This is a genomic window from Novosphingobium album (ex Hu et al. 2023) (genome assembly GCF_022832385.1).
Classification (GTDB): domain Bacteria; phylum Pseudomonadota; class Alphaproteobacteria; order Sphingomonadales; family Sphingomonadaceae; genus Novosphingobium; species Novosphingobium album.
Genome location: NZ_JALHLE010000018.1, coordinates 114,915 through 141,083 on the forward strand (window position 1 = coordinate 114,915; position 26,169 = coordinate 141,083).

The window sequence follows — 26,169 nt, forward strand, 5'->3', positions numbered from 1 at the left end:
AGCTGCTGGCGAATCAGCTCCGGGAAACAGTCTTTGAGAGGATCGCATCATGAACAGTGCTTTTTGGGATGGGCTGGCGGCAGGCTACCACTGGCAATTGTCGCTCATAACAGCAGTCGGCATTGCGGCGGTGACGTTTGCGGGAAAGCTGCTCGTGCAGCTGGTTCCCACGTTTCGCGCGGCGAAGAGGCTTAACCGCGAGACCTACGCCCAGAAAATGGAAAACCCGCGCTATGCCGCAAACCTGCGCTGGAATCGCAAGTGGGGCGTGTTCTACTGGGTGGTCATCTTCGCGGGCATCCTGCCCTTCTGCCTTACGGCAGAGGCGCAGCCGGTCTGGCAGGTCCTGCTCGACTGCTTCGTGATCCTGATGGTCTATGACTTCTTCTATTACCTCGTGCACCGCTTCCTGTTCCACGATGCCGGGTTCCTTGGCGGGCCGCTGATGTGGGTCCACGCCGTGCACCACCGCCAGCACAACCCCTGCCGCGAGGATTCGAGCTATATCCACCCGCTGGAAGTGGCGATGGGTCTGGGGCTCTACGTTGCGTGCATCTTCGTGCTGTCTCGTTTCATGGGCGATTTCCACGTCGCCACGATCGTGATCACCTGGGTCGCCTTCACCGAGATCAACCTGCACAACCATGACTTGTGGACGGTGGACCGCTTCCCCTTCAAGTATCTCAACACAATGTCGGCGATGCACCACAACCACCACGCGCGTTTCACCGGCGGCAACTTCGCGACGATCTCGCTGCTCTATGACTGGATGTTCGGCACGCTGGACTACGGGCAGGGCTACAAGGGTGCTGAATATGCGCCCAAGGCCAAGAAAGCGCCGGGAGGCGTCGGCGCCGCCTGACAGCTTGGACAGGCAGGTAAAGAGAAACCGGGGCCCGCAGGGCCCCGGTTTTGTTTCGCCTCCGTGCGTGGCGGTCAGGCGAGCTTGATATGCAGGTTGGCGAGCCCGCGGATGATGTAGCTCGGCTCGTATTCGATGGTGCGGGCACCGGCAGAGCCATGGCGCGCCTCGTCCAGAGTGATCGCGCTGCTGTGTTCCAGGAACCGGTCGAGGATCACGGCGACTTCCGCCCGCGCCAAGGGCGCGCCGGCGCAAGTATGGGCACCGCGCCCGAACGCGAGGTGTTCCTTGATCTTGGGGCGGCCGATGCGGAACTCGCCGGGATTGTCCCACCGGCGCGGATCGCGGTTGGCCGCTGACAGCGAGACGACCACGCGTTTGCCGGCGGGGAGCTCCATTTCCCCGATGCGGGTCTTGCGAGAGGCGATGCGGAACGTTGCCTTGGTCGAGCCTTCGATCCGCAGCACTTCCTCCAGGAATGGGCCGATGAGCGAACGGTCCTCGCGCAACTGCTGTTGGAGCGCCTGATCCTCGGCGAGGCGGCGCATTGAATTGCCGATCAGCTTGGCGCTGGTGTCCTGCCCGGCGGCGAACAGGAACATCGCGGTTTTGACCACTTCCATGGCATCGGGCGTCGTGCCGTCGGGGTAGGTGGCCAGCGCCATTTCCGTCATGACGTCATCCTGCGGCTGGGCGCGGCGCTCGGCGACGTAGCGGCCGAAGTACCCGGCCATGACCATCAGCGGGTGGACGCTCTGGCCTTCGTCACCGGCGTCCATGTTGCCCGGGGGCGGGGCGGAGTCGATGATCTGGCGGAAGGATTCGCGGTCGTCCGCCGGCACGCCCAGCAGGTCGGCAATGACCATGGTGACGAAGGGTGTGGCGACCTTGTTGACCAGTTCACAACCGCCCGCCGCGACCACTTCCCTGACCATGTCCTCCGCGTAGGCGCGCATGAAGGCCTCGTTGGCCTTGAGCCGCGAAGGCGTGAACAGCGGGTTGAGCAGTGAGCGCGCAGCCGCGTGCCGGTCTCCGTCGTAGGAGACCATCAGCTCCATCGGATTGCTCGGCGCCGAGGCCAATTGCGCGGTAATGTCATCGCCCTCGATCTCGAAGGGTAGCGCCACCAGCGGATCGGGGTTCAGCCAGGACGAGAAGTCGCGGGTGTTGAGCAGGACCTCGAGCGCCTCGGCAAATCCGGTTACGACCACCACGTCGCGGCTGCGCATCTGGTAGACCGGGCCATGGGCGCGGATCGTCTCGAAATAGTCGTAGGGGTCGAGAAGCACCGAGTGATCGGTGAAATAGTCTTTTTCCACGAGTTCCGCGGCACTTGCCATTTCAGGTCTCCCATTCTTCATGCCGCCGGGCCGACGGTTTAGTAGTGATATAGTGTGGATCATAAGTGAGGGCTGATATCCCGTCAAGCAAGGGCTGCTCTTTACGCCGCTGCAAACCTGCCCCACATGCTGAGGTCATGAGCACTTCCCCTGCACCTACGGCCGCCATCTCCATCCGCGATCTTGTCAAGCGCTATGCGCCGGCGGGTGAGGCCGAGGGAAAGCTGGCGTTGAACGGCGTTTCGTTTGACGTGCCGGAAGGCGGCATCTTCGGGCTGCTCGGCCCCAATGGCGCCGGTAAATCGACGCTGATCAACATTCTGGCCGGGCTCGTGCGCAAGTCCTCCGGCACGGCCGAGATCTGGGGGTTCGATATCGATCGCGACCAGCGCAATGCCAAGCGCTCGATCGGCATCGTGCCGCAGGAGATCGTCTTCGATCCTTTCTTCACGCCGTTCGAAGTGCTCGAGATCCAGGCCGGGCTCTATGGCATCGCCAAGCATCTGCGCCGGTCGGAGGAACTGCTGCGCGCGGTCCATCTGGGCGACAAGCGCAACGCCTATGCCCGCACTCTGTCAGGCGGGATGAAGCGGCGCCTGCTTATCGCCAAGGCGCTCGTCCACCAGCCGCCAGTCCTGGTGCTCGATGAACCGACCGCGGGCGTCGATGTCGAGCTGCGCCGCCAGCTCTGGGATCTCGTCACCGAGATGAACCGCGAAGGCGTGACGATCGTGCTCACCACGCACTACCTCGAGGAAGCCGAGGAGCTTTGCGACCGCATCGCCATCATCAACCACGGGCAGGTGATCGCCAACAAGCCGACGCGCGAACTGGTCGGCATGGCCCGCGAGAAAATCATCGCGCTCACGCTTGACCGCGAGGTAACCGAGCTGCCCAGCCATCCTGGCTTCCTCAAGTGCGAGAAGACCGGTGAACGGGAGCTGGAGATCACTTATGACAAGGATCGCAGCAATGCGGGTGAAATTCTCTCGGCGATTCAGGCGCAAGGATTCGCCATTGTGGATGTGACGACACGCGAAGCTGATCTGGAGGATGTCTTCGTGACGCTGACGAGTCAGGCGCGTAGCGCCGCCTGACATTGCGTTTCGGGTATGTCGTGCCGGAAAGGCACAAAATCTTGCAGCGACTGTCATGTCCCGGCAAGGAAGCGCGATGGAATCGCTAGCAAGCCCCGCCCGTACTTTCGATATTCTCGTGATCGGCTCAGGCGCGGCGGGACTTACCGCTGCGCTGGCTCTGGCCGAACAGCACAAGGTCGCGGTGCTGGCCAAGGGGACGCTCACGGGTGGTTCGACGGCGTGGGCGCAGGGCGGCATCGCGGCCGTGCTCGATCAGGGCGACACTTTCGAGGAACATGAGCGCGATACCATGATCGCGGGGGCCGGCCTCAACCGGCGTGAGACGGTCGATTTCGTCATCGAACGTGCCCCTCACGCGATCAACCGCCTGATGGATCTGGGTGTGCCGTTCAACATGGAGGGCAATGAACTCCACCTGACGCGTGAGGGCGGGCATTCGCACCGCCGTATCGTCCATGTGAACGACGCTACCGGCTGGGCGGTCCAACAGGCGCTGCTGCGTGCGGCGGAAGCCAATCCCAACATCACTCTGCTGCCTGGCCGTTCGTGCATCGACTTCATCACCGGCAAGCACGAGATGCGCTATTCGGCGTCAGGCAGGGTCTGGGGCGCCTATGCTCTCAATGAAGTGAGCGGCCACGTCGAGGCTTTCACTGCCCGTGCGACGGTGCTGGCGACTGGCGGCGCGGGCCGCGTCTATCAGTTCAGCACGGCGCCGCGCGGCGCTACCGGCGATGGCATCTCGATGGCCTGGCGTGCAGGTGCGCGGGTCTCCAACATGGAGATGATGCAGTTCCATCCGACCTGCCTCTACAATCTGGAGGTGAAGAACTTCCTCATCACTGAAGCCGTGCGGGGCGAGGGCGGTCGGCTGATCAATCCGCGCACTGGTAAGCGCTTCATGACCTTCTACGATCCCGAGCGGCTCGAACTGGCCCCGCGCGATGTGGTGGCACGCGCGATCGACTCCGAGATCAAGCGCTTCGGTCTCGACTGCGTCCATCTCGACATCAGCCACCAGCCGCCGGAATTCGTGCGCGAGCATTTCCCCACGATCTACGAGAAGCTGCTGACGCTCGGCATCGACATGACCAAGGAGCCGATCCCGGTTGTGCCCGCCCAGCACTACACCTGTGGCGGTGTGCTGATCGACCTTGATGGGCGCACTGATCTGCCCGGCCTCTATGCCGCTGGCGAATGCACTGAGAGTGGTCTTCACGGGGCCAACCGTCTGGCGTCCAATTCCTTGCTCGAATGCTTTGTGTTCGGCGATGCGGCGGCGGCGCATATCCTTGCAAACTGGGACAGTTTCGACGTGCCTCCGTCGGTCCGGCCCTGGGATGAAAGCCGCGTCACCGAACCGGACGAGGAAGTGGTCATCAAGCAGAACTGGACCGAGATTCGCCGTTTCATGTGGAACTACGTGGGCATCGTGCGAACGACCAAACGCCTGGAGCGCGCGATGCACCGCATCCAGTTGCTCAATACCGAGATCGAGGAATATTACCGTCACTTCCGCGTCTCGACTGACCTGATCGAGCTGCGCAACCTGCTGCAATCGGCTGAACTGATCGTGCGGTCCGCGCTCAAACGGCATGAGAGCCGGGGGTTGCACTACACGCTCGACTATCCGCAGACGGACGAGGTGCCGCTCGATACCGTGCTGGTGCCCTGAGCCCATCGCTCCCGCGTAGCAGTTGCGTGGCAGGTCGACAGCGGCCCGCAGGTGCCGCACTCTCCCCGGTACAAGGGAGAGAGGCAGAATGGCTATCAGGACAGCATTCGTCACCGGCTCGTCGCAGGGTATCGGCGCGGCCACGGCGCGCGCACTCGCGGCGGACGGATACCGTGTCATCGTCCACTACGGTGGCAATCGCGACAAGGCTGAGGCCGTCGTGGCGGAAATCAGGGGCGGTGGCGGCGGTGCGGAACTGGTGAGCGGTGACCTGTCTGATCCGCAAACCCCGGCGCGGCTCGCCGCCGAGGTCGCGGCACGCTGTCCTGATGGTCTGCAGGCGCTGGTGATGAATGCGGCGGTGATGCCGCCTTCGGACATCGGAGTGTGCAGCGAAGAGACCTTCGACCGCATTTTCACTGTAAACCTGCGCGCGCCGTTCTTCCTGCTGCAGGCGCTGTCGCCCACGCTGGCGGAAGGGGCGAGCGTGGTCTTCGTTTCCTCGCTCACCGCGCGGCGGGTGACGGGCGGCGTCGCGGCCTATGCAACGATGAAGGGCGGCATCGAAACGCTGGTGCGCCGCGCCGCGCACGAGTTCGGACCGCGCTGGATCCGGGTCAACGCGGTGGCGCCCGGCACCACCGCCACCGGCCCGATCGCCGCCTGGGCGGAAACGCCACAGGGCTTCGAGATCACCACGCGCGATCAGGCTTTGAAGCGTGTGGCGCAGCCCGAGGACATTGCCGGGCCGATCGCCTTCCTGTGCAGCGATGCCGCGCGCTGGATTACCGGGACAGTGATTCCGGTCGATGGCGGAGCACTGTTGTGAAGCGGTTGGAAGGGCGCATCGCGCTTGTCACGGGTTCATCGCGCGGGATCGGCGCGGCCATTGCGCGCAAGTTGGCATCCGAGGGCGCACGCGTGGTGATCCATGCGCGCAGCCAGCGTGATCGGGCCGATGCAGTCGCGGAGGTCATTCGTGCGGCGGGCGGCAGTGCCGATGTCGTGATGGGTGACCTTGCCACTGGCGAAACTGCGCTTGAGGTCGTGCGCGCGGCCCATGCCATCCATGGCGCGCTCGATGTGCTGGTGCTCAACGCGGGCGGTGGCAAGGGCGGGCTGGCGGCGGACATGCCGCTGGAGACTGTCGATGCAGTGCTGGCGCTCAATCTGCGCGCGACGATTCTGGCAGCATCCGAGTTTGCCCGGCTGACCGCGAGCGAAGCCGGGCGGATCGTCTTCATCTCTTCTGGCATGGCCACGCATCCCGCTCCGGGGGTCTCGATCGGGGCGGCCGCCAAGGCCGGGGCGGAGGCTTTCATGCGCAGTCTCGCGCAGGAGTTGGGCCCGCGCGGGATCACCTGCAATTCGGTGGCGCCGGGCTGCACGCGCACGGAGATGATCGCCGGGCAGTCTTGGCCCGATCAGGTCGTGCCCTGGACCGCACTGCGCCGTCTGGGCGAGCCGGAGGACATTGCCGAAGTCGTGGGCTTCCTCGCGTCGGACGAAGGGCGCTGGATTACCGGGCAGACGATTGCGGCCAATGGTGGTCTGGTCACCACGGCCGCCAATATCCTGGCGCGCGCCCAATAGAACCTGGGCTCAATAGAATCAGCCGCCGATGCCGAAGGTGCGGCCGAGGAAGATCAGCGCCATCGCGCCCAGGATCGAGGCGAGGCATCCGGCGCGGCTGAAATCCCGCTGGCCCCGGCTGGTCACGAGCCCGGCTGCCAGCGAGCCGCCGATGCCGAGCAGGATCGTGGCGACCCAGCCCATAGAGACGGCACCGGGATAGAAGAAGCGCGCCAGAATGCCGATGAACAGACCGCTGAATATGGCGCCAATGATGTTGAACATGGGGGCTTTGTTCCTCTCACGGGGTGGATTGCAGTGCCGGAGCGTAATGCGCCGTATGGGACGAAGGTTGCATGACCGGAGCCGCTTTGCCCATCCTGACTCGGCAGGCGTCGTTGAGGCATCGACCGATCGCGTCCGCGCGGCAGGGGCTTTGACCTGCATGTGACACTGCATGTGGCGTGGTATCCGGCTTGATGACCCCATATTGGCTATAACAGCCGCTTGACTCTGGCAAAAATGGACTCGGTTCGTCGCAAGCCCGATTCGGTTCACCGCCAATTTATGTGGAAAAATTTTTGCGCGCATTCATGCTTAAGGCACTTGCGCCGGTGACGGGAGCAGGACTTTCCACGCGTCGCGCGATCTGCCGGGCTGTCCACCCCTCGTGGTCAGCCCGGATTAACCCCGGCTTCACCCTCTTGCACCCGTTTGCAGAAAGAGCACTATGGGTTGTGGCGCGTCGCTCGCGGGGCCTCAAGACCTAGGAAATACCCGTGGACCTGAAATGGGGCTGCAGGAGATTCCCAAAGGTGGGGCAGGGATTTCGTGGCGGCGCGGCAGGGGTCGGGCAGGGACATTTTGTTCTCTTTTTGTGCTATTGGTGCTAGACGGGAAGCTTGCTTTCCGCCGACTCGCACCGGCACTGCCCGGCTGCTGCCTTTAGCTGTGAACCCGCCGCGAGGCGGTTTGATGACAGATTTTGACCGGCGGCTGATGCGGGGGGCGCAAGTGGATTTCAGGAACGGAAACGAAGGTCATGTGGCCAGTCTCGATCAGGGTCACGACGATGGAGATCAGATCGCGATGAGCGAACCCGAGACCCCGGCAAAGGCCGCGCCAAAGGAAAAGGAGACGGGCAAGGGCCCGGCAATCGCCATGGACAAGACCGACACGGCTACCGCCGACCTGCTGGCAGAGGCGCCGGTCAAGGCGCCGAAGAAGAGCGATTCCAAGGCGATCCACGATCGCCGCTTCACCATCACTACCGATGACAGCCGCGATGCGCTTCTTACCGATTTCGGCAAGGAGACGCTCGACGACCGCTACCTGCTGCCCGGCGAGAAGTACCAGGACCTGTTCGCCCGCGTGGCCGATGCCTATGCCGACGATCAGGAGCACGCCCAGCGGCTCTATGACTATATCTCGCGCCTGTGGTTCATGCCTGCGACCCCGGTCCTGTCGAATGGCGGCACCGGCCGGGGCCTGCCGATCTCGTGCTACCTGAACTCGGTCGACGACAGCCTCGAAGGCATTGTTGCCACCTGGAACGAGAACGTCTGGCTCGCCTCGCGCGGGGGCGGCATCGGCACCTACTGGGGCAGTGTGCGCGGCATCGGCGAACCGGTAGGCCTCAACGGCAAGACCAGCGGCATCATCCCCTTCGTGCGCGTGATGGACAGCCTTACGCTCGCGATCTCGCAGGGCTCGCTGCGCCGTGGTTCAGCCGCCTGCTACATCGACGTTTCGCACCCGGAGATCGAAGAGTTCCTCGAGATCCGCAAGCCTTCGGGCGACTTCAACCGCAAGGCGCTCAACCTGCACCATGGTGTGCTGCTCACCGACGAGTTCATGGAAGCGGTGCGTGACGGCGCCGAATTCGAACTGAAGAGCCCGCGCGACGGTTCGGTGCGTGGCAAGGTCGATGCCCGCTCGCTGTTCCAGAAGCTGGTCGAGGTTCGCCTCGCCACCGGTGAGCCCTACATCGTCTTCTCCGACACCGTGAACCGCATGATGCCCAAGCATCACCGCGATCTCGGCCTCAAGGTCTCGACTTCGAACCTGTGCTCGGAAATCACGCTGCCGACCGGCCGCGATCACCTCGGCAACGACCGCACGGCGGTGTGCTGCCTCTCGTCGCTCAACCTCGAGACCTGGGAAGAGTGGAAGGGCGACAAGCGTTTCATCGAGGACGTGCTGCGCTTCCTCGACAACGTGCTGCAGGACTACATCGACCGTGCGCCGGACGAGATGGCGCGCGCCAAGTATTCGGCCATGCGCGAGCGCTCGGTCGGCATGGGCGTGATGGGCTTCCACTCGTACCTGCAGAAGAAGGGCATCGCCTTCGAAAGCGCGATGGCCAAGGCGCTCAACATGCAGATGTTCCAGTACATCAACATGAAAGCCAACGAGGCCTCGATGCTGCTGGCCAATGAGCGCGGCCCCTGCCCGGATGCCGCTGACACCGGCGCGATGGAGCGTTTCAGCTGCAAGATGGCGATCGCGCCGACCGCGTCGATCTCGATCATCTGCGGCGGCACCTCGGCCTGCATCGAGCCGATCCCGGCGAACATCTACACCCACAAGACGCTTTCGGGCTCGTTCGTGGTGAAGAACCCCTACCTGCAGAAGCTGCTCGCCTCGAAGTCGAAGGATTCCACCAATGTGTGGAACTCGATCCTCGAGCACGGCGGTTCGGTCCAGCACCTCGACTTCCTCTCGCCGGAGGAAAAGGCGGTCTACAAGACCAGCTTCGAGATCGACCAGCGCTGGCTGCTCGAATTCGCCGCCGACCGCACGCCCTACATCGATCAGGCCCAGTCGCTGAATCTGTTCATCCCGGCCGACGTCGACAAGTGGGACCTGATGATGCTGCACTTCCAGGCCTGGGAGAAGGGCATCAAGTCGCTCTACTACCTGCGTTCCAAGTCGGTGCAGCGCGCGGGCTTCGCGGGCGCGGGCGGCGTGGAGGCGGACAACACCGCCGAGGCGCCCAAGTTCGAAATCGGCGAGACGACCGACTACGATGAGTGTCTCGCCTGCCAGTAAGGGGTTGCCAGTAAGTGGTCCGGTTCGCGCGCATCCTGCCCATGGGCCTGCTTTTGGTGCTGGCAGGATGCGCGCATCAGGTTTCGTCTGCCGTCGAACCGGAGGCGCCGGGCTTTTTGCTTGGCGTCTGGCACGGCTTCATCTTCCCGTTTGCATGGGTGGCGTCGTTGTTTACCGACGTCACGATCTACGCCGTGCCGAACAACGGCGGCTGGTACAATTTCGGCTATTTCATCGGGATCATGTTTCTGGGCGTCGGTGCCCATCGCGGCAAGCGCGTGGTCTATCGCGAGCGGGTGATCGAAATGAACGGGCCGATCATCGATCAGTAGAAAGAGGGCCGCCTGCCACCCCGCTCGCGCTGCCCTAGGTCCATGCTGTTGCGAAAAGGCGTGACGCTCAGGATATTCCCGGTTCCGGATCGTCGCTGGATTGGATCAGCCGCAGCTTTTCCTTCAAGTTGGTTCTGGACATTGCGATCACGTGGTCGACGCCCTCGATCGTGATTGCCAGCGTTCCATCTTCCGCGGTCGCGATAAAGCCCTTTTCCCTCAAATACCAAACGTGAAACTCGAAAAGCTCGTCCGGGCAGTTCAGGATTTCATGGACGTAATAACGTCCGACCCCGGCGTCGTGCGCCTGTTCCCGTCTTCTCTTGTAAAGAAAGAGGAGGATTTTTTCATGGGCCTCCGCATCGGAAAGAGGTGCTTTTTCATCGTCCGAAGAGGAAAAAACGAACCCGGTGACTTGGGTATAGACCAGATTGTAAGTTGCGCGTTCTTCGGGGTTCTTCAGCACCTTGTAAGCCCCGATCACTGCGGTGAACTTCACGACGTCCGGCACGTCGGCGTGGTCGGGATGGTATTTCTTGGCCAGCCCGTGGTAGGCAGTCTCAAGTGCTTTGGAAGTGCAATTCGGATCGACCTGCAAAATATCATAATAGTCGATAAATGGATCGCTACTGGCCATGGTGGGATCGCTCAAGTGGATTTGAATGAATTTATCTACCGTTTGTCATGGAGAATTCCAGCTCTGCGACTGAGCACTATCCCAAAATTTTGGAAGTATGGGCAGCACTGCGGAAGCCCGTTGATGGGGTACTGTGCTTAACTGGCCGAATAGCGGTACCGGATCGTATAACCGATATGGTCGGAGAGCATCGAACCGTCCGGCTCGGTGCCAAAGGGAATGTCCGCACCGGCCGGGATCAGGGTCTTCCCCATGGTGTCGAGCGTGAACTGCAAGTCGCGTCCGCGCCCTATGATCGTGGCGGCGTCAGCCGGGCGGGCGAGCGGGCGGGGGCCGCCGGCGAGCCATGTCTTCAGCGCGTCGGCTTCGCCCTGTCCGCCCAGTCGCGCGATCGCAGCGTCGAGCGCGGCGGTGCGGTCCGGGCGCTTGCCCCGGTTGAAGTCTCCGGCGATCACCACCGGCACGTCCGGGTTGCGGTTCGCGGCGATGAAATCGGCGAGGAATCTGGCCTGCCGCCGGTAGGCGTCGAGCGTCCGTGCAGCCGGGGCGTGCGAGGCGCCCTTGCTGTTGAAGTGCGTGCCCGCGACCATGACCTCACGACCGTCGGCCAGTTGCAGCGTGGCCATCAGCACACCCTTGGCGGCAAGGCAGTCGAAGCCCGCGCAGGCGCCGTAGGGAAAGGCCGCGCGCTTCACGTCGAGCACCGGCAGTTCGGAAAGGATCACGAGGCCGCTATCGACTGGGGTGCCTGCTGTCTCGCCCAGCATCCAGCTGCGCTCCATGCCCCTGGGCACGGCGCCGGTGCGCAGGTAGGGGCCTTCGACCACATAGGGATAGCCTGCGATCCGGCCGATTGCCTTGGCATCGTGCGAAAACGCTTCCTGCAGCACGACGACGGCGGGCGCACAGCCCCGCGCACGCAGCAATGACAGCCGCTCGCCAATGGCGTGGAGGGCTTCCGGTCCCTTCTTGGCCAGCGGCCAGGGCAGCCCCGCGACATTGTAGGTCATCACCGAAAAGTCGCCCTCGCGGCAGGCGGCTGGAGTCTCGTCCGGATCGGCGGCGTTGGTCAGAGCCATGTCTGGAGCGGGCAGCGGGTCAGCAAATGAGGCACCGCCGATCAGCGCAACGGCGCCGAGCAGGTACCGTAGGCGCTTGAAGCGAAAGCGGATCATGGCTGGGCTCCGATCCGGCTGGCAATCACGGTCCGCGTCGGGCGGTCGATCGTCCACAGCAGCGCGGGATCGCGCGGGTCGAAGTCGATCGCCTGACCGTGCGTGGTGAGCGGAATGGTGCCCTTGTGGACCAGTACCGATCCGGCTTCCGGCAAGTCGAGCACATAGACTTCGGGCCGGTCGTGTCCGCTGGCATAGAGATGCCCGCCCGGTCCCCAGCTCGCGCCCGAGGCGCTCTTCGGCGCGAAAAGGCCGAGCACATCTGCCGGGAAGGCCCAGCCGCGGTCGATGCGGAAATCCTCGTCGAGGCGCGCGAACAGGGTGTAGCGGTGGTCGCGGGTGGGCTCACCGCCCTTCACGCCCTGATCCGGTCCGTCGTAGTTGGCGAAGACCGCCCACCAGTGCCCGTCATGCCGGTTGACGACGGTCAGCGAACCGGGCGCCATGCCCAGGCTCACCGAATTGACGTGGGCCAGCGTTTCCGGGTCGAAGAACTCGATGGTGCTGAGCTGCGGCACGCCGGGATGGTTGGAGGCGGCGCAGACGAGCTGCCTTTCAGCCAGCGTGCAGCTGTTGATGTGCGGGTAGAGCGCCGGATCGCCGTGCCATTCGGCCACGCGCTTGCCGTCTGCGATCCGGTACCTGGCGATCGTGGCATTGTCGATCGCGTAGACAAAGGTTCCGTCCGACGCGACACCCTGCCGGGCCTCCGGTGCCTCGATACGATGAACCACCGGAGCCGGCTCCGCTGCCAGGAGCGGAGCGCTCAAGAGCGCCGCAAAGAACGTGCTTGTCCAACATGCGCGGCGTCCCCTCCGCGCGCGCGGTCCTTGTGAAAGTCTCGACATGTCGCCCCCTTTTGCGAAACTTGGGGCGCGCGTAGGCGCGGGCGGTTACACGGCGTGGTCACTTCAGTGACTACGCTGTCATAGACGCCGCGCCGGTTGCGGTTCCTCAGGTGAGGACGGTCCGTCCTTCCTGCCGCGCGAAGGGAATGCGACGCAGCACCATGGTGCGGTAACTCGGGGTCAGCACGGTATCGACGCCGACGAATGTCGCCATGCCGCGCTCGCGTTCGAATTCGACGCGAACGTAGCCCTGGTGCATGTTGTCGGTCCACGTGACTTCGGGAATGTGCTCCGCCCAGGCCCTGTCGAGCGCGCGCGAGGTTTCCGGGCCGAAGCCGCTGTCCACGAAGTCGCCGGGCGAGGAGATCCCGGCGGTGCCGAACTCGATGCCGGTCGGGCGGCCGGCATCGTCGGCAAGGCGGTTTGCCCAGAAGCTGTGGCTGTCGCCCGAGAGGAACACGAGGTCCCCGGCACCCGCCTTGCGCGAGAGCTCGTAGAGCCGCTCGCGTGCCCAGGGATAGCCGCCCCAGGCATCGGTGTAGTCGGGCAGATTGAAGTGTCCCTTCCACGCCACGGCGACGGCGGGATCGGCAGCGATCCTTGCCAGTTCTTCTTTCGACTTCGCTGCGGCCAGTCTGGCCGAGGGATCAGCCACGAGGCCGAGCTCGACCACGTCCGGCACGTCGACACGGGCGATCACCATCGGGCAGCCGATGACCCGCCAGGGCTGGCCTTGTTCGACCGATCGGGTGAGCGCGGCCGCAAGGTCTGCTTCGCATTCGGGCGAGAGGATCGGCCGGTCGGGCGCGCCAAGCACGTCTGTCTTGAAGCGCTGCGCTGAGGCGGCATCGACGATGCTTTCGGCATGGTCCATGTACTCGATCTGCTTCGCGCGGGCCGTGTGGCGCGTCTCGATCGTCTGCAGCGTGGCGAGGTCGCCGAAGCTGTAGCCGCGCCAGAACTGCATCCGGCTGCGCCCCTTGACCGCCAGCCATTCGGGCTCGCGCACAGGCATCCATTCGAAATAGGCGCGGATCGAGGCGGCGCGGCGCGTGGCCCAGTCGCCCTCGGTGCCGGGCTGGTGGTTCTGCGCGCCGCTCTTCCAGGGATTGTTGGCGCTTTCGTGATCGTCCCAGCAGGCGAGCAGGGTGTGGTTCGCGTGCATGGCTTGCGAGCCAGCATCGGTCTTGTACTGCGCGTGGCGAGTGCGATAGTCCGCGAGCGAGACGATCTCGTGCAGTGGCGCGTGGACGCGGCCGATCCTGTGGGCGACATCGGCACCCCAGCCGTCCTCGCCGCCATATTCGTAGATGTAGTCGCCGGTGTGTAGCACGAAATCGACATCGGCATCCCGCGCGATCGCGTCATAGGCGTTGAAGTAGCCGAAGGCGTAGTTCGAGCAGCTCGCCAGTGCGATGCCGAGCCGGTCCAGCCGCCCTTCGGGCAGCGTGCGCGCCCGGCCCAGCGGAGAGACCGTCTCGCCCACACGGAAGCGGTAGTAATAGACGCCGCCCGGTGCCAGCCCGTTGGCGAGGACCTTCACCGTGTGGTTGCGGCCTGGATCGGTGGCGAAGGGGCCTGACTTCAGCACTTGCGCGAAATCGGGCGTCCCGCTCAGCTCCCACGTGCCGGAGACCGCGCCTTCTGCCGTAACGCGGGTCCAGAGGACGACGCTCGCGGCATCGGGATCGCCGCTCGCAACGCCGTGACGGAACACGGGGTTCGTGGTCGCGGCCTGTGCGAGCAGCGCGGACGGCACAGTCAGGAATGCAGCGCTTCCAGCGATGCCGGCGAGCAGTGCGCGGCGGGAAACTTCAGCGGGGTGGAACGAGCGGGTCATGGTGTGCGGGTCCTTTTCGCAACCGGCGCGGAGCGGGCGTCGCGGATTTTCAACCGGGGGAACGGAAAAGGCGGGCCGGTTTTGGACACCGGCCCGCCTTTCCGAAACACTCCCCCATGAGTGTCAGTGATTACCGGTCAGAAGTCGGCGGTGGCCGTGAACACCATGGTGCGCGGCGCGCCGATCCAGGCATAGTTGCCCGAGATGCCGCCGAGGTAGTCCTCGTCGGTCAGGTTGTTGATCGTCAGGCCGAACTGCAGCGCCTTCAGGGCATCGCTCAGGGCCTCGCCCTTCACGTTGATATTGAGATCGGTGAGGACGTAGCTGTCAGCCTTCCAGCTGTTGTCCGCGTTGACGTAACGGTCGTCGGTGTACTTGGTGGTCAGACCCAGCGAGACCGGGCCGAGGCGGTAGTTGGCCGACAGCACGAACATGTTCTTGGGAATGCCGGCAACCCGGTTGCCCGGGGTCACACCCTGCTCGGCGTCGAGCGTGGTGTTGCCGGTGCCGCGGTACTTGGCGTCAATGAAGGTGTAGGCCGCGTAGAGGTTGAGATTGTCCATCGGACGGAAGTCGGCGAGCACTTCGAAGCCTTCGGAATCGATGCCGCCAGCGTTGAAGAACGTGCCATCACCCTCGCCGAGGTAGTCGTTGCCGGCAGCCGTGCTGTTCGACACGTAGATCACCTGGTTGGAAAACTTCGACTTGAACCAGGTTGCCGAGCCCCGGAACCAGCCATTCTCGAACCGCACGCCGGCTTCCCAGTTTTCGGCCGTCTCGGGCTTGATCTGGGAAAGGTCGGCGTTGTTGTATTCGAGGACGGAGTCGGTCAGCGCCTTGAAGTTCTCGGCATAGCCACCGAAAATGTTGAGGCCGTGAACCGGCTCGATCTGGACACCGCCAGAGAGCAGCACGTCCGACTTCGAGCTGATGCTGGTGTTCTCGGTGTCGCCGAACAGGTCGATGCGGTCGATGTGGTTGATGAACTGCTTGGCGCCGATGTTGGCGGTCACCGGGCCGACCTGTACGGTATCCTGAACGTACCACTTGAAGGTGTCCTGGGGATACTTGCGGCTGTACTGGGTCCAGTACGGGGTCGAGTAGTACTCGGGGCCGGATGTGGTGTCGATGACGGCGTGCCAGTCGCGCCATTCCTGACGATGGGTGTCTTCGTACCAGATGCCGCCGCGCAGGGTGTTTTCGGCTGCGCCGAGCTCCGCCTTCCAGGAGGCTTCGGCCGTGCCGCCGGTACGGTCCTTGCGGTAGTGGGTGTGACGGTAGGACTGCGCACCGATCGCACCGCTCGCATAGCAGGCGGGATCGTAAGCCGGATTGGTGGTGCCGCCGTAAGGATAGGTCAGTGCGCCGACGCAGCCGTCGGCCGGAGTCAGTGCAACGCCGCTGGCGTCGGTGAAGTAGATGATGCCGAGCGGCGAGCCGCCCTGAACGTTGCTGGTGCCGGTGAGTTCGCTTTCGGGATTGCCAGCGCCGTCGTCGGTCACGTTGACCACATACTGCGGGACCCAGTCACCGCGGCCTGCCATGTCGTGATAGTAGACCGAAGCATGCAGATCGAGGACGTTGCCGATCGTTGTGTCCGCCTTGAGGTAGGCGAAGAAGTTCTTGCGGATGGTCGACCACGCACGGCGATAGGCCTGATCCTGATAGGGCACGCCGGTCCAGCTGGTCGTAAGCCCGTCGTCATGCGGATAGGCGGTGTACTGCGCGGCCGAGTAGACCTGATCGTAGTTGTCTTCATGGGCGTAGTCGTAATCGACATAGCCGGTCAGCTTGACAGGGGTGTCGATGATGAACTTGCCTGCAAAGTTGTCGCGGTGGTTCTGCGCCGACCCGCCGATCCAGTCCGAGGCTTCCTGGTGCGAATAGGAGATCCAGGCCCTGGCAGTGTTGTTCAGGAACAGGCCGGTGTCGAAGCGGCCATAGTAACGGCTGGCATCGAAATCACCCAGCGAACCGGACAAGCGGACGCGCATCTCGTCGAGCGGGTCGGAGGTGACGAAGTTGAGTGTGCCGCCCAGCGCTTCGTTCGAGAGCGAGCCGATGTCGGCGGTGCCCTGCGAAACTTCCACGGTGCGGATGTTCGCGGTGTCGACGAAGCGGTTGGCCTTCGAGCCGCCGCCGTAATTCGAGCCGCCGTTCGGCATGCCGTCGATGGTGAGGCCGACCTGCTGCTGGTCGAGGTTGGTCTGGAAGCCGCGGATCGAGTAGGCGGTCGACCAGTCGTCGAAACCGAAGGCGTCACCTTCCTGCACCTGCACGCCGGGCAGGGTCCCGACGAGGTCGAGCACCGAGGCGACCGGCGGCTTGTCCGCGATCAGTTCCTCGCTCAGCGCCGAGTTGTTGTAGGTGGCGCGGGTGCCGGTGACGATGATGGCCTCGCCGTTCAGCGAGTCGGAAGCATCGGCCGCATCCGCCGCGTCGTCGGCAAGCGCAGGCGTTGCGGCGGCAATCGCGGCGAGGCATGTGCCGAGAATGGTGGCATTCCGGATAGTCTTAAGTCGCATGGTGTGACCCCCCTGTTTTGAGATTCGAATGGGGGGCATGTGATCTTCTTTTCTGACCGCATCTGGTCAGTTCAGCGGCAGTTTATGGTCATATTTTAGACGGTTATGTGTCATTGGATGGGCTTTGCGGTCGTGCTTTCCCTAGTCTGGAGCCATCTCGTCCACCGGTTCTTGAACCGGATGCAGACTGGTTCCAGGCTCACCAGCTGATGCGGGGATGTCTCCATCCGCCGGCCTGGGGGGGAAGCATGAGGGCCGTTCAAGCCGTGGCTTCCAGCAACTTTCAGCGTGTGCACTGTTTAGTCCACTTGAACCCTTAAACAGGAACCTGGGAAAACCATGGATTGTTCGATGCTACCCTGTTGGTGAAGCGGTATTAAATGTTAATTATTAGTTAACTTGATATCATAAATAAATAAGTTGAAATCTATTGAAAATAAAATCGATTTCATCGCAAAATTGTTTGTCTTATATTGCGTTGCACAACGTATATATACGGTGATATGCTCACCACGTGGAGTAATTTTAAATCTCCATTTTTGCTACTCAGCATTATGAAATCTTGAAATTCTGCTCCCGGAGGGAGAGGCGACTATGTTTAGAGCAATTCGTCGTGTGTTCTTGTGCACGCTGAATAGCCACAGTCCCGTTCGGCCAGCCGTGCGCTGGGATGGGTTCCACTATGTGGGCACATGTTCTGCGTGCGGCCGTGATATCCGGCGCTTGAGTCACAGGAAATGGAGACGTGACTGGTGGAAATTGGGTCAACATTACCACCCGGTCAATGCTGCTGGTGACCAAGGCGAGGCCGCATATCAGGAGGCGGCCAGACCCTCGCTCTAGCGGGTCCTTTCTATGGGGCTGTCTGGCCATTGCGGCTTGCCCCCTCGTCCAGTGCAACAAGTGCATGGTCTTGAAATTTCCGGAAAGTCCTGCGCAGCCCCTGCTCGCTGTGGAATCGGAGGCGGCGCATGTTCCCGGCCGCGGCTGATCCTCGAGAGGCAGAAACGGTGCAACACCGCATCATGACTGCATTTGATGGCACGCAGGGCTTGTGTTGCCTCGGGTCCTGCCCCGCGAGTGCAAAGAAAAATAGCCCGCGCGTTCGCTGGGCTTTTTTGCTTGTTTTCCAACAGGAAACTGGAGCGGGCGAAGGGATTCGAACCCTCGACCCCAACCTTGGCAAGGTTGTGCTCTACCCCTGAGCTACGCCCGCTCTGGCGCTGGGCGGGAGGTCATTCCCGCCGGGTGAGGCGCGCCACTAGCAGGGGCTTGGAGGGGCGGCAAGAGGAGAATCGCAATTTTTTTTGCAGACGCCCCCGCCATGGGGCAAAGGCAGGTGGTGGTGGGGCCTGTGGATGCTTTCGCCCTTCACAAACCGCCCCGGAAATCCGATCTAGGGGGCCGGTATTCAGGATATGGGAGCAAGACCTTGGCCAGCATGGGGCTCAATCTCGACGAGCAGAAGGCAGTAGACCGGTTCCGCAAGACGGTGGCGGAGCCTTCGATGACCCAACTGGTGGTTCTCGACTTCTGGGCCGAATGGTGCGGTCCGTGCAAGGCGCTCACACCCGTGCTCGAAAAGGTTGCCGCGGATTACGCGGACAAGGGTGTGGTCCTTGCCAAGGTCAATGTCGATGAAGAACAGTTCATTGCCTCGCAGTTCCAGGTGCGCTCGATTCCTACGGTCTATGCGATCTTCCAGGGGCAGCCGGTTGCCGATCTCACCAATGCGCGTACCGAATCGCAGCTCAAGCAGATGCTCGACCAACTCCTGGAAAAGCTGCCGGTGCAGCCGGCGGGAGCTGCGCCGAAACAGGATCTCGCGCCGCTGATCGCGATGGGCGAGGAGGCGCTGGCCGCAAACGACGGTGAGCGCGCCGCCAGCATTTTCATGCAGATCCTAGAGATGGCACCGGACAATGCCGAGGTGCTTTCGGGCCTGATTCGCGGTCTCGTCGCTGCCGGGCGGCTGGAAGAGGCCGAACACGTGCTGGGTAGCCTCGAGCCGGAAGTGGCGGCTGATCCGCATCTGGAACGGGCCCGAACCGCGCTCGAACTCGTGAAGGACAAGCCCGAAGACGGTGAACTGGCTGCACTGCAGGCTGCTGCTGCCGAGCGGCCCGGCGACATGGAGGCCCAACTGGCATACGCCAATGCCGCCTTCGCGGCAGGTGATCGCGATGCCGCCGCCGGCACGTTGCTTGCGATGGTCGCTGCCGACCGCGAATGGAACGAAGGCGCCGCGAAGGCCAAGCTGCTGCAGATCTTCGAAGCGGTCGGACTGGAGGACCCCTGGGTTTCGGCGACGCGCCGCAAGCTCTCGACGGTCCTGTTCGGCTGAACGCCCTTGACGCGGATCACCATCTTTCCCCTGCCCGGCGCGGTTCTCTATCCGGGATTGCAGTTGCCCCTGCATATCTTCGAACCGCGTTACCGGGCGATGGTGAGCGATGCCCTGGCGCGGGACCGGTTGATCGGCATGATTCAGCCGCAGCGGTCTCATGAGGGCGCGCCGCTCTATGCGATCGGTTGTCTGGGGCGCATCGGCGACGTCGAAGCACTGGAGGACGGCCGCTTTAACATCGTGCTGGAAGGGGAACGGCGTTTTCGTGTCTTGCGCGAACTCGATGTGACCACGCCGTTCCGGCAGGTCGAGGCCGAACTGCTTGAAGAGGATGAGGATGAAGTGCTCGCGCCGGTCGAACGGGCCAGCTTCGAGCGCGAAGCGCGCCGCTTCGCCGATGCGCAGGGCTATGCCGTCGACTGGGAGCAGGTCACCCGGCTCGACGACTACTCGCTGATAAACGGGGTCTCACAGATCGCGCCATTCGATCCCGCCGCCAAGCAGGCCTTGCTGGAAGCCCCCGGCATCTCCGCCCGCTGCGAGCTGCTGGTGCAACTCATGCAGTTTTTCCGCCGTACAAGCGACGACGACAAGGACGGAGCCACGTTGCAGTAGGCGGCAGCGGCCGGTCATGTTTCGGACAACAAAAAAGGCGGCACCTTCCGGAGCCGCCTTTTCCTGAATTTGCCTGAAGAGCGGTTCAGGGGCTGTCGGAGCCGTTCGACGCAGCGGTAAAAGCGACAACGCCGAGGGTTATGCCGCCCACGACACCGCCGACAATAATGAGGGGGGAAACGGCCGCTCCCTGGGCCTGCTTGTTGGTCTTGCCTGCCGCAGTGGACGTCTTGACGTTGCCCAGCTTTGCAAGCGACAGCGGAGCTGCCGAATTGGCTAGAACCGGCGTCGCGATCAGCGACGAAGCGGTTATTGCGGCCAGAAGTTTACCAAAGCGCATTAAGGAATTCCCCCTTGATTGAGTTCGAATCATTGATCGGGCAGCAGGATTTTTGCACTGCAACAGTGAAAAATTAGTTATCCCGCAAGTATTTGGAGCGTCTGAGGCGTGCCTGACGCGGAATGTGTCGCCCGGTTCCCGGCCAAGTTTCCCCGTCACTCCACTTCGAAGTGTTCGGGCGTCAGCCCGTCCAGCCGCCGCTGGTGCATGTGCTCAAGTGCAGTTTCCACGCGCCGGGTGTAGGGGGCCGTGTCGAACAGCGGCAGTGCTGCATGGCTGGCTGTGAGGCGTTCGCGCATCTGTGCGAGGCGTGCCGGATCGCGGGCAAGGAACAGGGCCAGCGCGGCATAGGCCTCTTCGCTGTCCACTGCCAGTTCGGGCAGGCCGGCGGCAGTGACAAGGCTCGCGGCGACGCGTGCGGCGAACTGTTTGCCGGCCAGCGTCAGCACTGGCAGGCCTGCCCACAGGGCATCGCTGGCGGTGGTGTGGGCATTGACCGTGAATGTGTCGAGGAACAGGTCGGCATGGACAAGGCGTCCCAGATGCTCGCCATGCGCGACTGCGGGGCTGAATACCAGCCGCGCCGGATCGACACCGCGGGCTTCGGCCTCCTGGCGCAGGTTGGCTTCGGCCCATTCGTTTGACCGCAGCAGCCACAACACGCTTCCCTCCACCTCGCGCAGCAGTCCCATCCAGATGTCCCATTCGCGGGGGGAGATCTTGTAGGTGTGGTTGAAACTGGCGAAGACGAAGCCCTGTTCGGGCAGGCCCCAGCCAGCGCGGCCCAGAGTATCGGGCACGATTTCACGCAAGTTGTCGTTGGCCTGATAGCAGTGGGCTAGGCGCACGACCTTTTCGCTGAACCATTGTTCGGCGCCATCGGGCATCGTCACGTGGTCGGCGATGAAATAGTCCATGCAGGGATGGCCGATGGTGCCGGGATAGCCCATGTAGCTGACCTGTACCGGCGCGAGGCGATGGCCGAACCAGCGCACGCGCGAGCCTCGGGTATAGCCCTTGAGGTCCACCGCGATGTCGAGGTTGTCGCCGCGGGCGAGAGCGACGACTTCCTCGTCACGCATCTTGCCGACTTCGACGAAGGCATCGACATGCTTGCGCAGTTCGATCCGGGCCGGATCGTCGTCGCGGATCGGGCCATAGCTGTAGAGCCGCACTTCGAAGCGGGACCGGTCGTGCTCCCGGAAGAAGCCCGACATGAGGTGCATCGTGGCATGATCGTAGAAGTCCGCTGAGAAATAGCCGATGCGGATGCGTCCATCAGCGGACGGCGCCGGGGCGGGCATGCTGGCGGACGTGGCCGCCGCGAACTGCACCTGCGCGCAGTGCAGCGAGCGGCGGTATTGTTGTGCCGGGTCATCGGCGAACGGCAGCGCGGAAAATGTCTGCTCGGCGCCTTCGGTCAGTACGAATTCACCGCGCTTGCTCCAGTCGCAGATATGCGCTTCGGCGTAGAGAGCCTGCAGCCGCGCCGTGGGGTTGGTGGGATCCAGGCCCAGGGCCGCGCGGAACGTGGTAATCGCATCCGGCAGGGCCTTCTTTTGCATCAGGGCCGTGCCCTTGTTGATCAGGGCCTGCCCGTTGCCGGGATTGACCGCGAGCGAGCGGTCGAACGCGCCGATGGCCTCGTCGAAGCGCTCGAGTGCGAGGAACTGGCCGCCCAGATTGTTGTGCGCGTCGCTGTGCGAAGGTTTGAGGCGTGCGGCATTGGCAAGGGAAGCGATCGCCTCCTCGTGATAGCCGGTCTTTGCCAGCAGGTTGCCGAGATTGTAGTGGGCCTCGACGTAGCCGGGATCGATGCGGATGGTCGCGGCGAAGTGTTCGGCGGCTTCCTCGTCGCGCTCGGCGATCTGCAACAGGTTGGCGAGGTTGTACTGCGCGTCGGCATAGTCGGGCTTGCGCGCGATCACGTCCCGGTAGATCGTCTCGGCCTCGTCCGGACGCTCCTGCTTGCGCAGCGAAATGGCCAAGTTGTTGTAGCTCGCCGGATGGTTCGGGTCCGCCTCGATCGCGCGGCGGAAGGCCTGTTCTGCGTCTGCGTAGTCGTTGAGCCCGAGCAGGGCAGCGCCGAGCAGGTTCTGTACCCCGTGAGAATGGGGGAAGGCGTCGGCCAGTACCTGGCCTTGCCGTGCTGCCTCGCTCATGCGGCCTGACTGGTATGCGGAGACCATGGCGTCGAATTGCTGCTGCGACGGATTGTTGTTCGCGGCTTCCAGCGCTTCCAGTCCCGCGCGGGCGCGGGGGTTGCGCGGGTGCTTGTCCAGTACCTTGCGATAGATTTCGCGCGCCGCGTCGGTTTCGCCCCGATTGGCCGCGCCTTTTGCCTTGATCAGGAGAGTTTCCAGTCCGCTCATCCCGCTTCCCCTTGCGTCATAGTGAGCCCATTACCGAATGGTTAAGGCAAACAGGGTTTATCAAGCGTGAGTGCTGGACCCGGAACTATACGTATTATGTGACGCTGGCCCCGCAAATACGCGTCTTGCCGGCTTTTACGCAGGGTTAACCATAAGCGGGCGATAGAACCGTCCCGGGCAGCCTGCCTGACGGGGACCTTTGGGTTATGGAAATGGGGCCGATCATGCCGATGGCCGGGGGCAGCGCGAAGCTGGCGCGATGGTGGCCGGTGCTCATTCTGCTCGCTGTCGTCCCGTTGCTCTATCCCGGTATACCCCCGCTAACAGACCTTCCGGGGCACATGGCACGTATCATGGTGCAGATGGACGGCGGGCGCACAGCCGACATCGCACGGTGGTACAGCTTCCAGTGGAACCTGATCCCCAACCTCGGCACCGATCTGCTGGCCTGGCTGATCGAACCTGTCCTGGGTCTCGAACCGGCGATGAAGGTGATCGTGATCCTCATCGTTGCGCTCCAGAGCGTGGGGTACCTTCTGCTGGCGCGCGCGGCGCATGGCCAGGTTACGGCAACCGCGCTGTTCGCACTGCCATTGACCTACGGATCCCCGTTGCAGCTCGGATTCCTGAACTTCTCGCTCGCGACGGCGCTGGCGACGCTCGGGCTGGCATTGTGGATCAGCCCGCGCATGGCCGTGCGCCCGCGGCTGCGCTATGCGATATTCAGCCTGATCGCATGCGCCGTGTGGATCAGCCATCTGGCGGGCTGGGCCATGCTTTGCGTCATGGTGGGATGCTGTGAACTGGCCGTCCGCTACGAACGGACGCAGCGCTTCTGGACGGCGCTGGCAGGAGGGTTCGCTGCGTGCTCTTGCCTGCTCCTTCCACAGGTGCTGAGCCTGCTGTGGCCGGCTGCCCCGGCGCACTTGCCGAGCTACGGGTTCTTCCGGCTTGCTGAAAAGCTCTATTTCCTGACCAGCGTCCTGGCCGATCGCTGGACGATGTTCGATGTCGCGGCAGCCTTCGTGCTGGTCGTGCTGATCCTGCTGACGTGGTGGTCGCGCAGCTTCGCCATGCACAAGGGGCTGGCATTGAGCGCCATCGCTCTGTTCGCGCTGTTGTGGCTGCTGCCCGGCAAGGTAATCGGGGCCCGTTTCGCAGACATGCGGCTGGTTCCCACGATATTTGCTCTCGCGATCATTGCCGTGCGGCCGAAGTTTTCCGGCCCTCCTCTGAAATGGCTCACCATCGCGGGGCTGGTCTTCTTCGGCGTCAGGCTCGCCGGGACCACCGCCAGCATGGCGTTGTGGGACAGGCAGTTCAAGCAGGAGCTGGCCGTGCTGGACAGCGTGCCGCGCGGATCGCAGCTCATCTCGTTCGATGCACTGCCTTGCCGCACATTCCTGCTGCAGGACCGCGTGCGCGACCTGCACTTCCCCAGCTTCGCGCTCACGCGACGCCATGCCTTTGCGAATGACCAGTTCGCCGTCACCGGCGGGCACCTGCTGGCCATTCACAATCCCGAGGCGATGCCCTTCGACCGCGATCCCTCGTCAATCGAGATCGGGGAGCCGTGCATGGGAGAAATTCCGGTCCTTGCCAGCGTGGCCAGGGTTTCCCCGGCAGTTCCTTACCTGTGGATCGTGTGGCACACGCCTGAACTGGTCGTGCCCGGCTGGCAGCCGGTGGCGCGCTCGGGTGTATCCGTCCTCTACCGCAGGCCTTCCGGCCGCAAGGCGGAATAGATCGTGCGCGTGGCTGTCGCTGCAGCCTGCCGCCCGTACAGGTAAAGTGATAATCCGGGCAGGCGCGAACCGCTTGGGCGGGATCGCGGCGCCGATGTTCCTTGTCAGCGGTACCGATCTGGTCATTGCATGCTGCAAAGCGGATATCATCGTGACGTCGGTCGGCGATCCTACCGTCAATGCGCCGCTGGCACAGGACCATGGCCTGCTGCATTTTCACGACGCGACGACGATTCGCTTCGCCGAAAAAGCCGCATCGGCCGGTGTGGACGGGATCGTCTGCATCGGAGCGCGCGGCGGCGGCCACGCAGGCACCTGCAGAACGGTAGTGCCTCAGTTGGAATTTTCAGCGTTGCGCTTCTTGATCCGTGCGCGTCATTGCGGTGTCTCAGCCCAGAGGATCATCATTATATTTCAGCGTATTTTCGCTGTTTATACGGCCCAGATTTCACTTTTTTGCGCGCCGATGGGCGCTGCCAACGCAAACTGCCTGCCAGGTGTGCCAGTGACTGAACCGGTCTTCATTGCCCGGCTTGAGCATCGCCGGGGCCATAACAGATCCTGACTTCAAATCGATTTTGGCCGGAACATCATCCCCGCCTGGTCGATCGCTGCCACGGCCGCTGCCATATCCGGCGTCTCGTCGGGGTCGTCGAAACCGAAGTAGTCGTTCTCGCCCAGCGCCTGAACGACGATGCCGTCACGCCGGGCCAGTACGTAAAGGTGATTATAGAAGACGCCATAGTTGACGCCCGGCTGGGGCAGCAGCCAGGCGATCTGCCCGCGCACCGGCACTATGCTCTCATCGCCGAACAAGGCCCGCGCCGCATAGCCGGTGCAATTGAGGATCGTTGTTTCCCGGATGTGCCGCAGATCCTTGACGCTCTCCAGTTCAGCATGAACGAAGCGTCCGCCGCTCGCTTCGAACTCCGCTTCGAGCTGCCGGCAATATTGCGCGACGTTGAAGGTCATCTGTGTGTTGCGGCGCGCATAGGGAATGGCGAATGGATTGTCCTCTGGCGCGACGTTTTGCATGTCCGGGACGAGATCGCCGGTAACATGATCCAGCTCGAGGAACCGTGGCCGCCCATCGGGAGTCGACGGTTTGTGCGGCCCGGGCGGCTCGTCGCTCAGGAACCAGCGGGGCGTCCATTCGACGGGACTGCCTGCAACACCCAGATAGCTCTGGTGCATGGCATAGCTCGCCCGCGCCACTTTCTCCCACCAGTCGCCGAAACCGGGCGCGACCTGATCTTCCATGCCGATGCGCGAGGACGGCGTCCACGACCCCGTCGCATAGCCCGAGCGGATCTGGGGAAAGCGCTCCTTGGTGTAGATGGTAACCTTCGCACCCATGCGCTGCGCCGTTATTGCGCTGGTGAGACCGATGGCCCCCGCGCCGATAACGGCAATGTCCCTTGCACCTGTTGCGATCGCCAGCGGTACCGCCTGCTGCGCCGACCCCCAGCTCAGCGACCAGCCGCTGCCGCCATGGCCATAGTGGTGCACTACGGTCTTGCCGCTTATCCTCTCGGCCTCGATCCGCGGGCCCGCGGCGCGGAACGGCCGCAAACAGACTGTGACGCGATACATACGGTCGCGCCGCGCATCGACGGGAATGAGCGGTTCGGGCAGCGCAAAGCGGCCCGTCTGCGCGCGCAAAACTGTTGGTCCGGCAAGCGCAGCAAGGCTGCCGCCAACGATCAGGCTACGCCTGTCGAGCATGATGTGTTCCCCCCGGATTTATGGTGATGCGCCGATCATGGCGCGCTCGCCATGGAATGCAAGTTTGG

Annotated in this window: 21 protein-coding genes and 1 tRNA gene; 11 read left to right on the forward strand and 11 right to left on the reverse strand. The window is 63.3% G+C overall.

All coding sequences use genetic code 11. The annotated features are described in order from the left end of the window. Positions 1 to 49: 49 nt before the first annotated feature. Positions 50 to 862 (forward strand): sterol desaturase family protein, encoded by an 813-nt coding sequence (locus tag MTR64_RS12380; protein ID WP_243994275.1) that lies wholly within the window; start codon positions 50 to 52, stop codon positions 860 to 862. Between the two features lie 74 nt (positions 863 to 936). Here the strand turns inward: MTR64_RS12380 and MTR64_RS12385 are convergent, their stop codons facing one another. Then, positions 937 to 2,202: a cytochrome P450 gene (locus MTR64_RS12385; RefSeq protein ID WP_243994277.1), complete on the reverse strand. Its 1,266-nt coding sequence runs from the start codon at positions 2,200 to 2,202 to the stop codon at positions 937 to 939. 137 nt (positions 2,203 to 2,339) lie between these two features. Between MTR64_RS12385 and MTR64_RS12390 the strand changes: the two genes are divergently transcribed. The 4 genes from MTR64_RS12390 to MTR64_RS12405 all read left to right on the forward strand — a co-directional run bounded on the left by MTR64_RS12390 (position 2,340) and on the right by MTR64_RS12405 (position 6,570). After that, complete coding sequence (locus MTR64_RS12390) at positions 2,340 to 3,299, forward strand: ABC transporter ATP-binding protein (RefSeq protein ID WP_243994279.1); 960 nt, start codon at positions 2,340 to 2,342, stop codon at positions 3,297 to 3,299. Positions 3,300 to 3,375: 76 nt separating this feature from the next. Next, entirely contained in the window at positions 3,376 to 4,977 is a 1,602-nt protein-coding gene (nadB, locus tag MTR64_RS12395) for an L-aspartate oxidase (RefSeq protein WP_243994281.1), read from the forward strand. 88 nt (positions 4,978 to 5,065) lie between these two features. Then, positions 5,066 to 5,806: an SDR family NAD(P)-dependent oxidoreductase gene (locus tag MTR64_RS12400; RefSeq protein WP_243994283.1), complete on the forward strand. Its 741-nt coding sequence runs from the start codon at positions 5,066 to 5,068 to the stop codon at positions 5,804 to 5,806. Beyond that, positions 5,803 to 6,570 carry an SDR family NAD(P)-dependent oxidoreductase gene (locus tag MTR64_RS12405; protein ID WP_243994285.1) on the forward strand — a complete coding sequence of 256 codons (768 nt, stop codon included), beginning with the start codon at positions 5,803 to 5,805 and terminating at the stop codon, positions 6,568 to 6,570. The genes MTR64_RS12400 and MTR64_RS12405 overlap by 4 nt, the downstream gene beginning before the upstream one ends. 18 nt (positions 6,571 to 6,588) lie before the next feature. On the opposite strand, the gene MTR64_RS12410 is transcribed toward MTR64_RS12405, so the two are convergent. Further along, positions 6,589 to 6,834: a GlsB/YeaQ/YmgE family stress response membrane protein gene (locus tag MTR64_RS12410; protein WP_243994287.1), complete on the reverse strand. Its 246-nt coding sequence runs from the start codon at positions 6,832 to 6,834 to the stop codon at positions 6,589 to 6,591. A gap of 690 nt (positions 6,835 to 7,524) precedes the next feature. On the opposite strand from MTR64_RS12410, the gene MTR64_RS12415 reads away from it, so the two are divergent. After that, on the forward strand, positions 7,525 to 9,600 hold the full coding sequence (locus MTR64_RS12415) for a ribonucleoside-diphosphate reductase subunit alpha (protein WP_243994289.1): 2,076 nt from the start codon (positions 7,525 to 7,527) through the stop codon (positions 9,598 to 9,600). Positions 9,601 to 9,641: 41 nt separating this feature from the next. Beyond that, a complete protein-coding gene (locus MTR64_RS12420; protein WP_243994291.1) occupies positions 9,642 to 9,932 on the forward strand; it encodes a hypothetical protein in 291 nt (96 codons plus the stop codon). Positions 9,933 to 9,999: 67 nt separating this feature from the next. Here MTR64_RS12420 and MTR64_RS12425 read toward each other — a convergent pair whose 3' ends face one another. From MTR64_RS12425 to MTR64_RS12450, 6 genes are all read right to left on the reverse strand, one after another. Then, positions 10,000 to 10,584, reverse strand: a complete 585-nt coding sequence (locus tag MTR64_RS12425; protein WP_243994293.1) for a J domain-containing protein — start codon at positions 10,582 to 10,584, stop codon at positions 10,000 to 10,002. Between the two features lie 122 nt (positions 10,585 to 10,706). After that, on the reverse strand, positions 10,707 to 11,744 hold the full coding sequence (locus MTR64_RS12430) for an endonuclease/exonuclease/phosphatase family protein (RefSeq protein ID WP_243994295.1): 1,038 nt from the start codon (positions 11,742 to 11,744) through the stop codon (positions 10,707 to 10,709). Then, positions 11,741 to 12,514, reverse strand: a complete 774-nt coding sequence (locus tag MTR64_RS12435) for a hypothetical protein (RefSeq protein ID WP_243994297.1) — start codon at positions 12,512 to 12,514, stop codon at positions 11,741 to 11,743. The genes MTR64_RS12430 and MTR64_RS12435 overlap by 4 nt, the downstream gene beginning before the upstream one ends. A gap of 184 nt (positions 12,515 to 12,698) precedes the next feature. Continuing rightward, positions 12,699 to 14,432 carry an alkaline phosphatase D family protein gene (locus tag MTR64_RS12440; protein WP_243994299.1) on the reverse strand — a complete coding sequence of 578 codons (1,734 nt, stop codon included), beginning with the start codon at positions 14,430 to 14,432 and terminating at the stop codon, positions 12,699 to 12,701. 137 nt (positions 14,433 to 14,569) lie between these two features. Continuing rightward, on the reverse strand, positions 14,570 to 16,957 hold the full coding sequence (locus MTR64_RS12445; protein WP_243994301.1) for a TonB-dependent receptor: 2,388 nt from the start codon (positions 16,955 to 16,957) through the stop codon (positions 14,570 to 14,572). A 1,141-nt stretch (positions 16,958 to 18,098) separates the two neighbouring features. Beyond that, positions 18,099 to 18,173, reverse strand: a tRNA-Gly gene (locus tag MTR64_RS12450). A gap of 225 nt (positions 18,174 to 18,398) precedes the next feature. Between MTR64_RS12450 and MTR64_RS12455 the strand changes: the two genes are divergently transcribed. Both MTR64_RS12455 and MTR64_RS12460 read left to right on the forward strand, forming a co-directional pair. Beyond that, entirely contained in the window at positions 18,399 to 19,301 is a 903-nt protein-coding gene (locus MTR64_RS12455) for a tetratricopeptide repeat protein (RefSeq protein ID WP_243994353.1), read from the forward strand. Between the two features lie 6 nt (positions 19,302 to 19,307). Next, positions 19,308 to 19,919, forward strand: a complete 612-nt coding sequence (locus MTR64_RS12460; RefSeq protein ID WP_243994302.1) for an LON peptidase substrate-binding domain-containing protein — start codon at positions 19,308 to 19,310, stop codon at positions 19,917 to 19,919. An 85-nt stretch (positions 19,920 to 20,004) separates the two neighbouring features. Here MTR64_RS12460 and MTR64_RS12465 read toward each other — a convergent pair whose 3' ends face one another. Further along, positions 20,005 to 20,259 (reverse strand): hypothetical protein, encoded by a 255-nt coding sequence (locus tag MTR64_RS12465; RefSeq protein WP_243994304.1) that lies wholly within the window; start codon positions 20,257 to 20,259, stop codon positions 20,005 to 20,007. A 155-nt stretch (positions 20,260 to 20,414) separates the two neighbouring features. Further along, complete coding sequence (locus MTR64_RS12470) at positions 20,415 to 22,631, reverse strand: tetratricopeptide repeat protein (RefSeq protein ID WP_243994306.1); 2,217 nt, start codon at positions 22,629 to 22,631, stop codon at positions 20,415 to 20,417. 206 nt (positions 22,632 to 22,837) lie between these two features. Here MTR64_RS12470 and MTR64_RS12475 point away from each other — a divergent pair, with 206 nt between their 5' ends. Continuing rightward, positions 22,838 to 24,376, forward strand: a complete 1,539-nt coding sequence (locus MTR64_RS12475) for a hypothetical protein (RefSeq protein WP_243994308.1) — start codon at positions 22,838 to 22,840, stop codon at positions 24,374 to 24,376. A gap of 73 nt (positions 24,377 to 24,449) precedes the next feature. Next, positions 24,450 to 24,941: a hypothetical protein gene (locus MTR64_RS12480; RefSeq protein WP_243994310.1), complete on the forward strand. Its 492-nt coding sequence runs from the start codon at positions 24,450 to 24,452 to the stop codon at positions 24,939 to 24,941. A gap of 2 nt (positions 24,942 to 24,943) precedes the next feature. Here the strand turns inward: MTR64_RS12480 and MTR64_RS12485 are convergent, their stop codons facing one another. Next, a complete protein-coding gene (locus MTR64_RS12485; protein WP_243994312.1) occupies positions 24,944 to 26,101 on the reverse strand; it encodes an FAD-dependent oxidoreductase in 1,158 nt (385 codons plus the stop codon). Positions 26,102 to 26,169 lie beyond the last annotated feature (68 nt).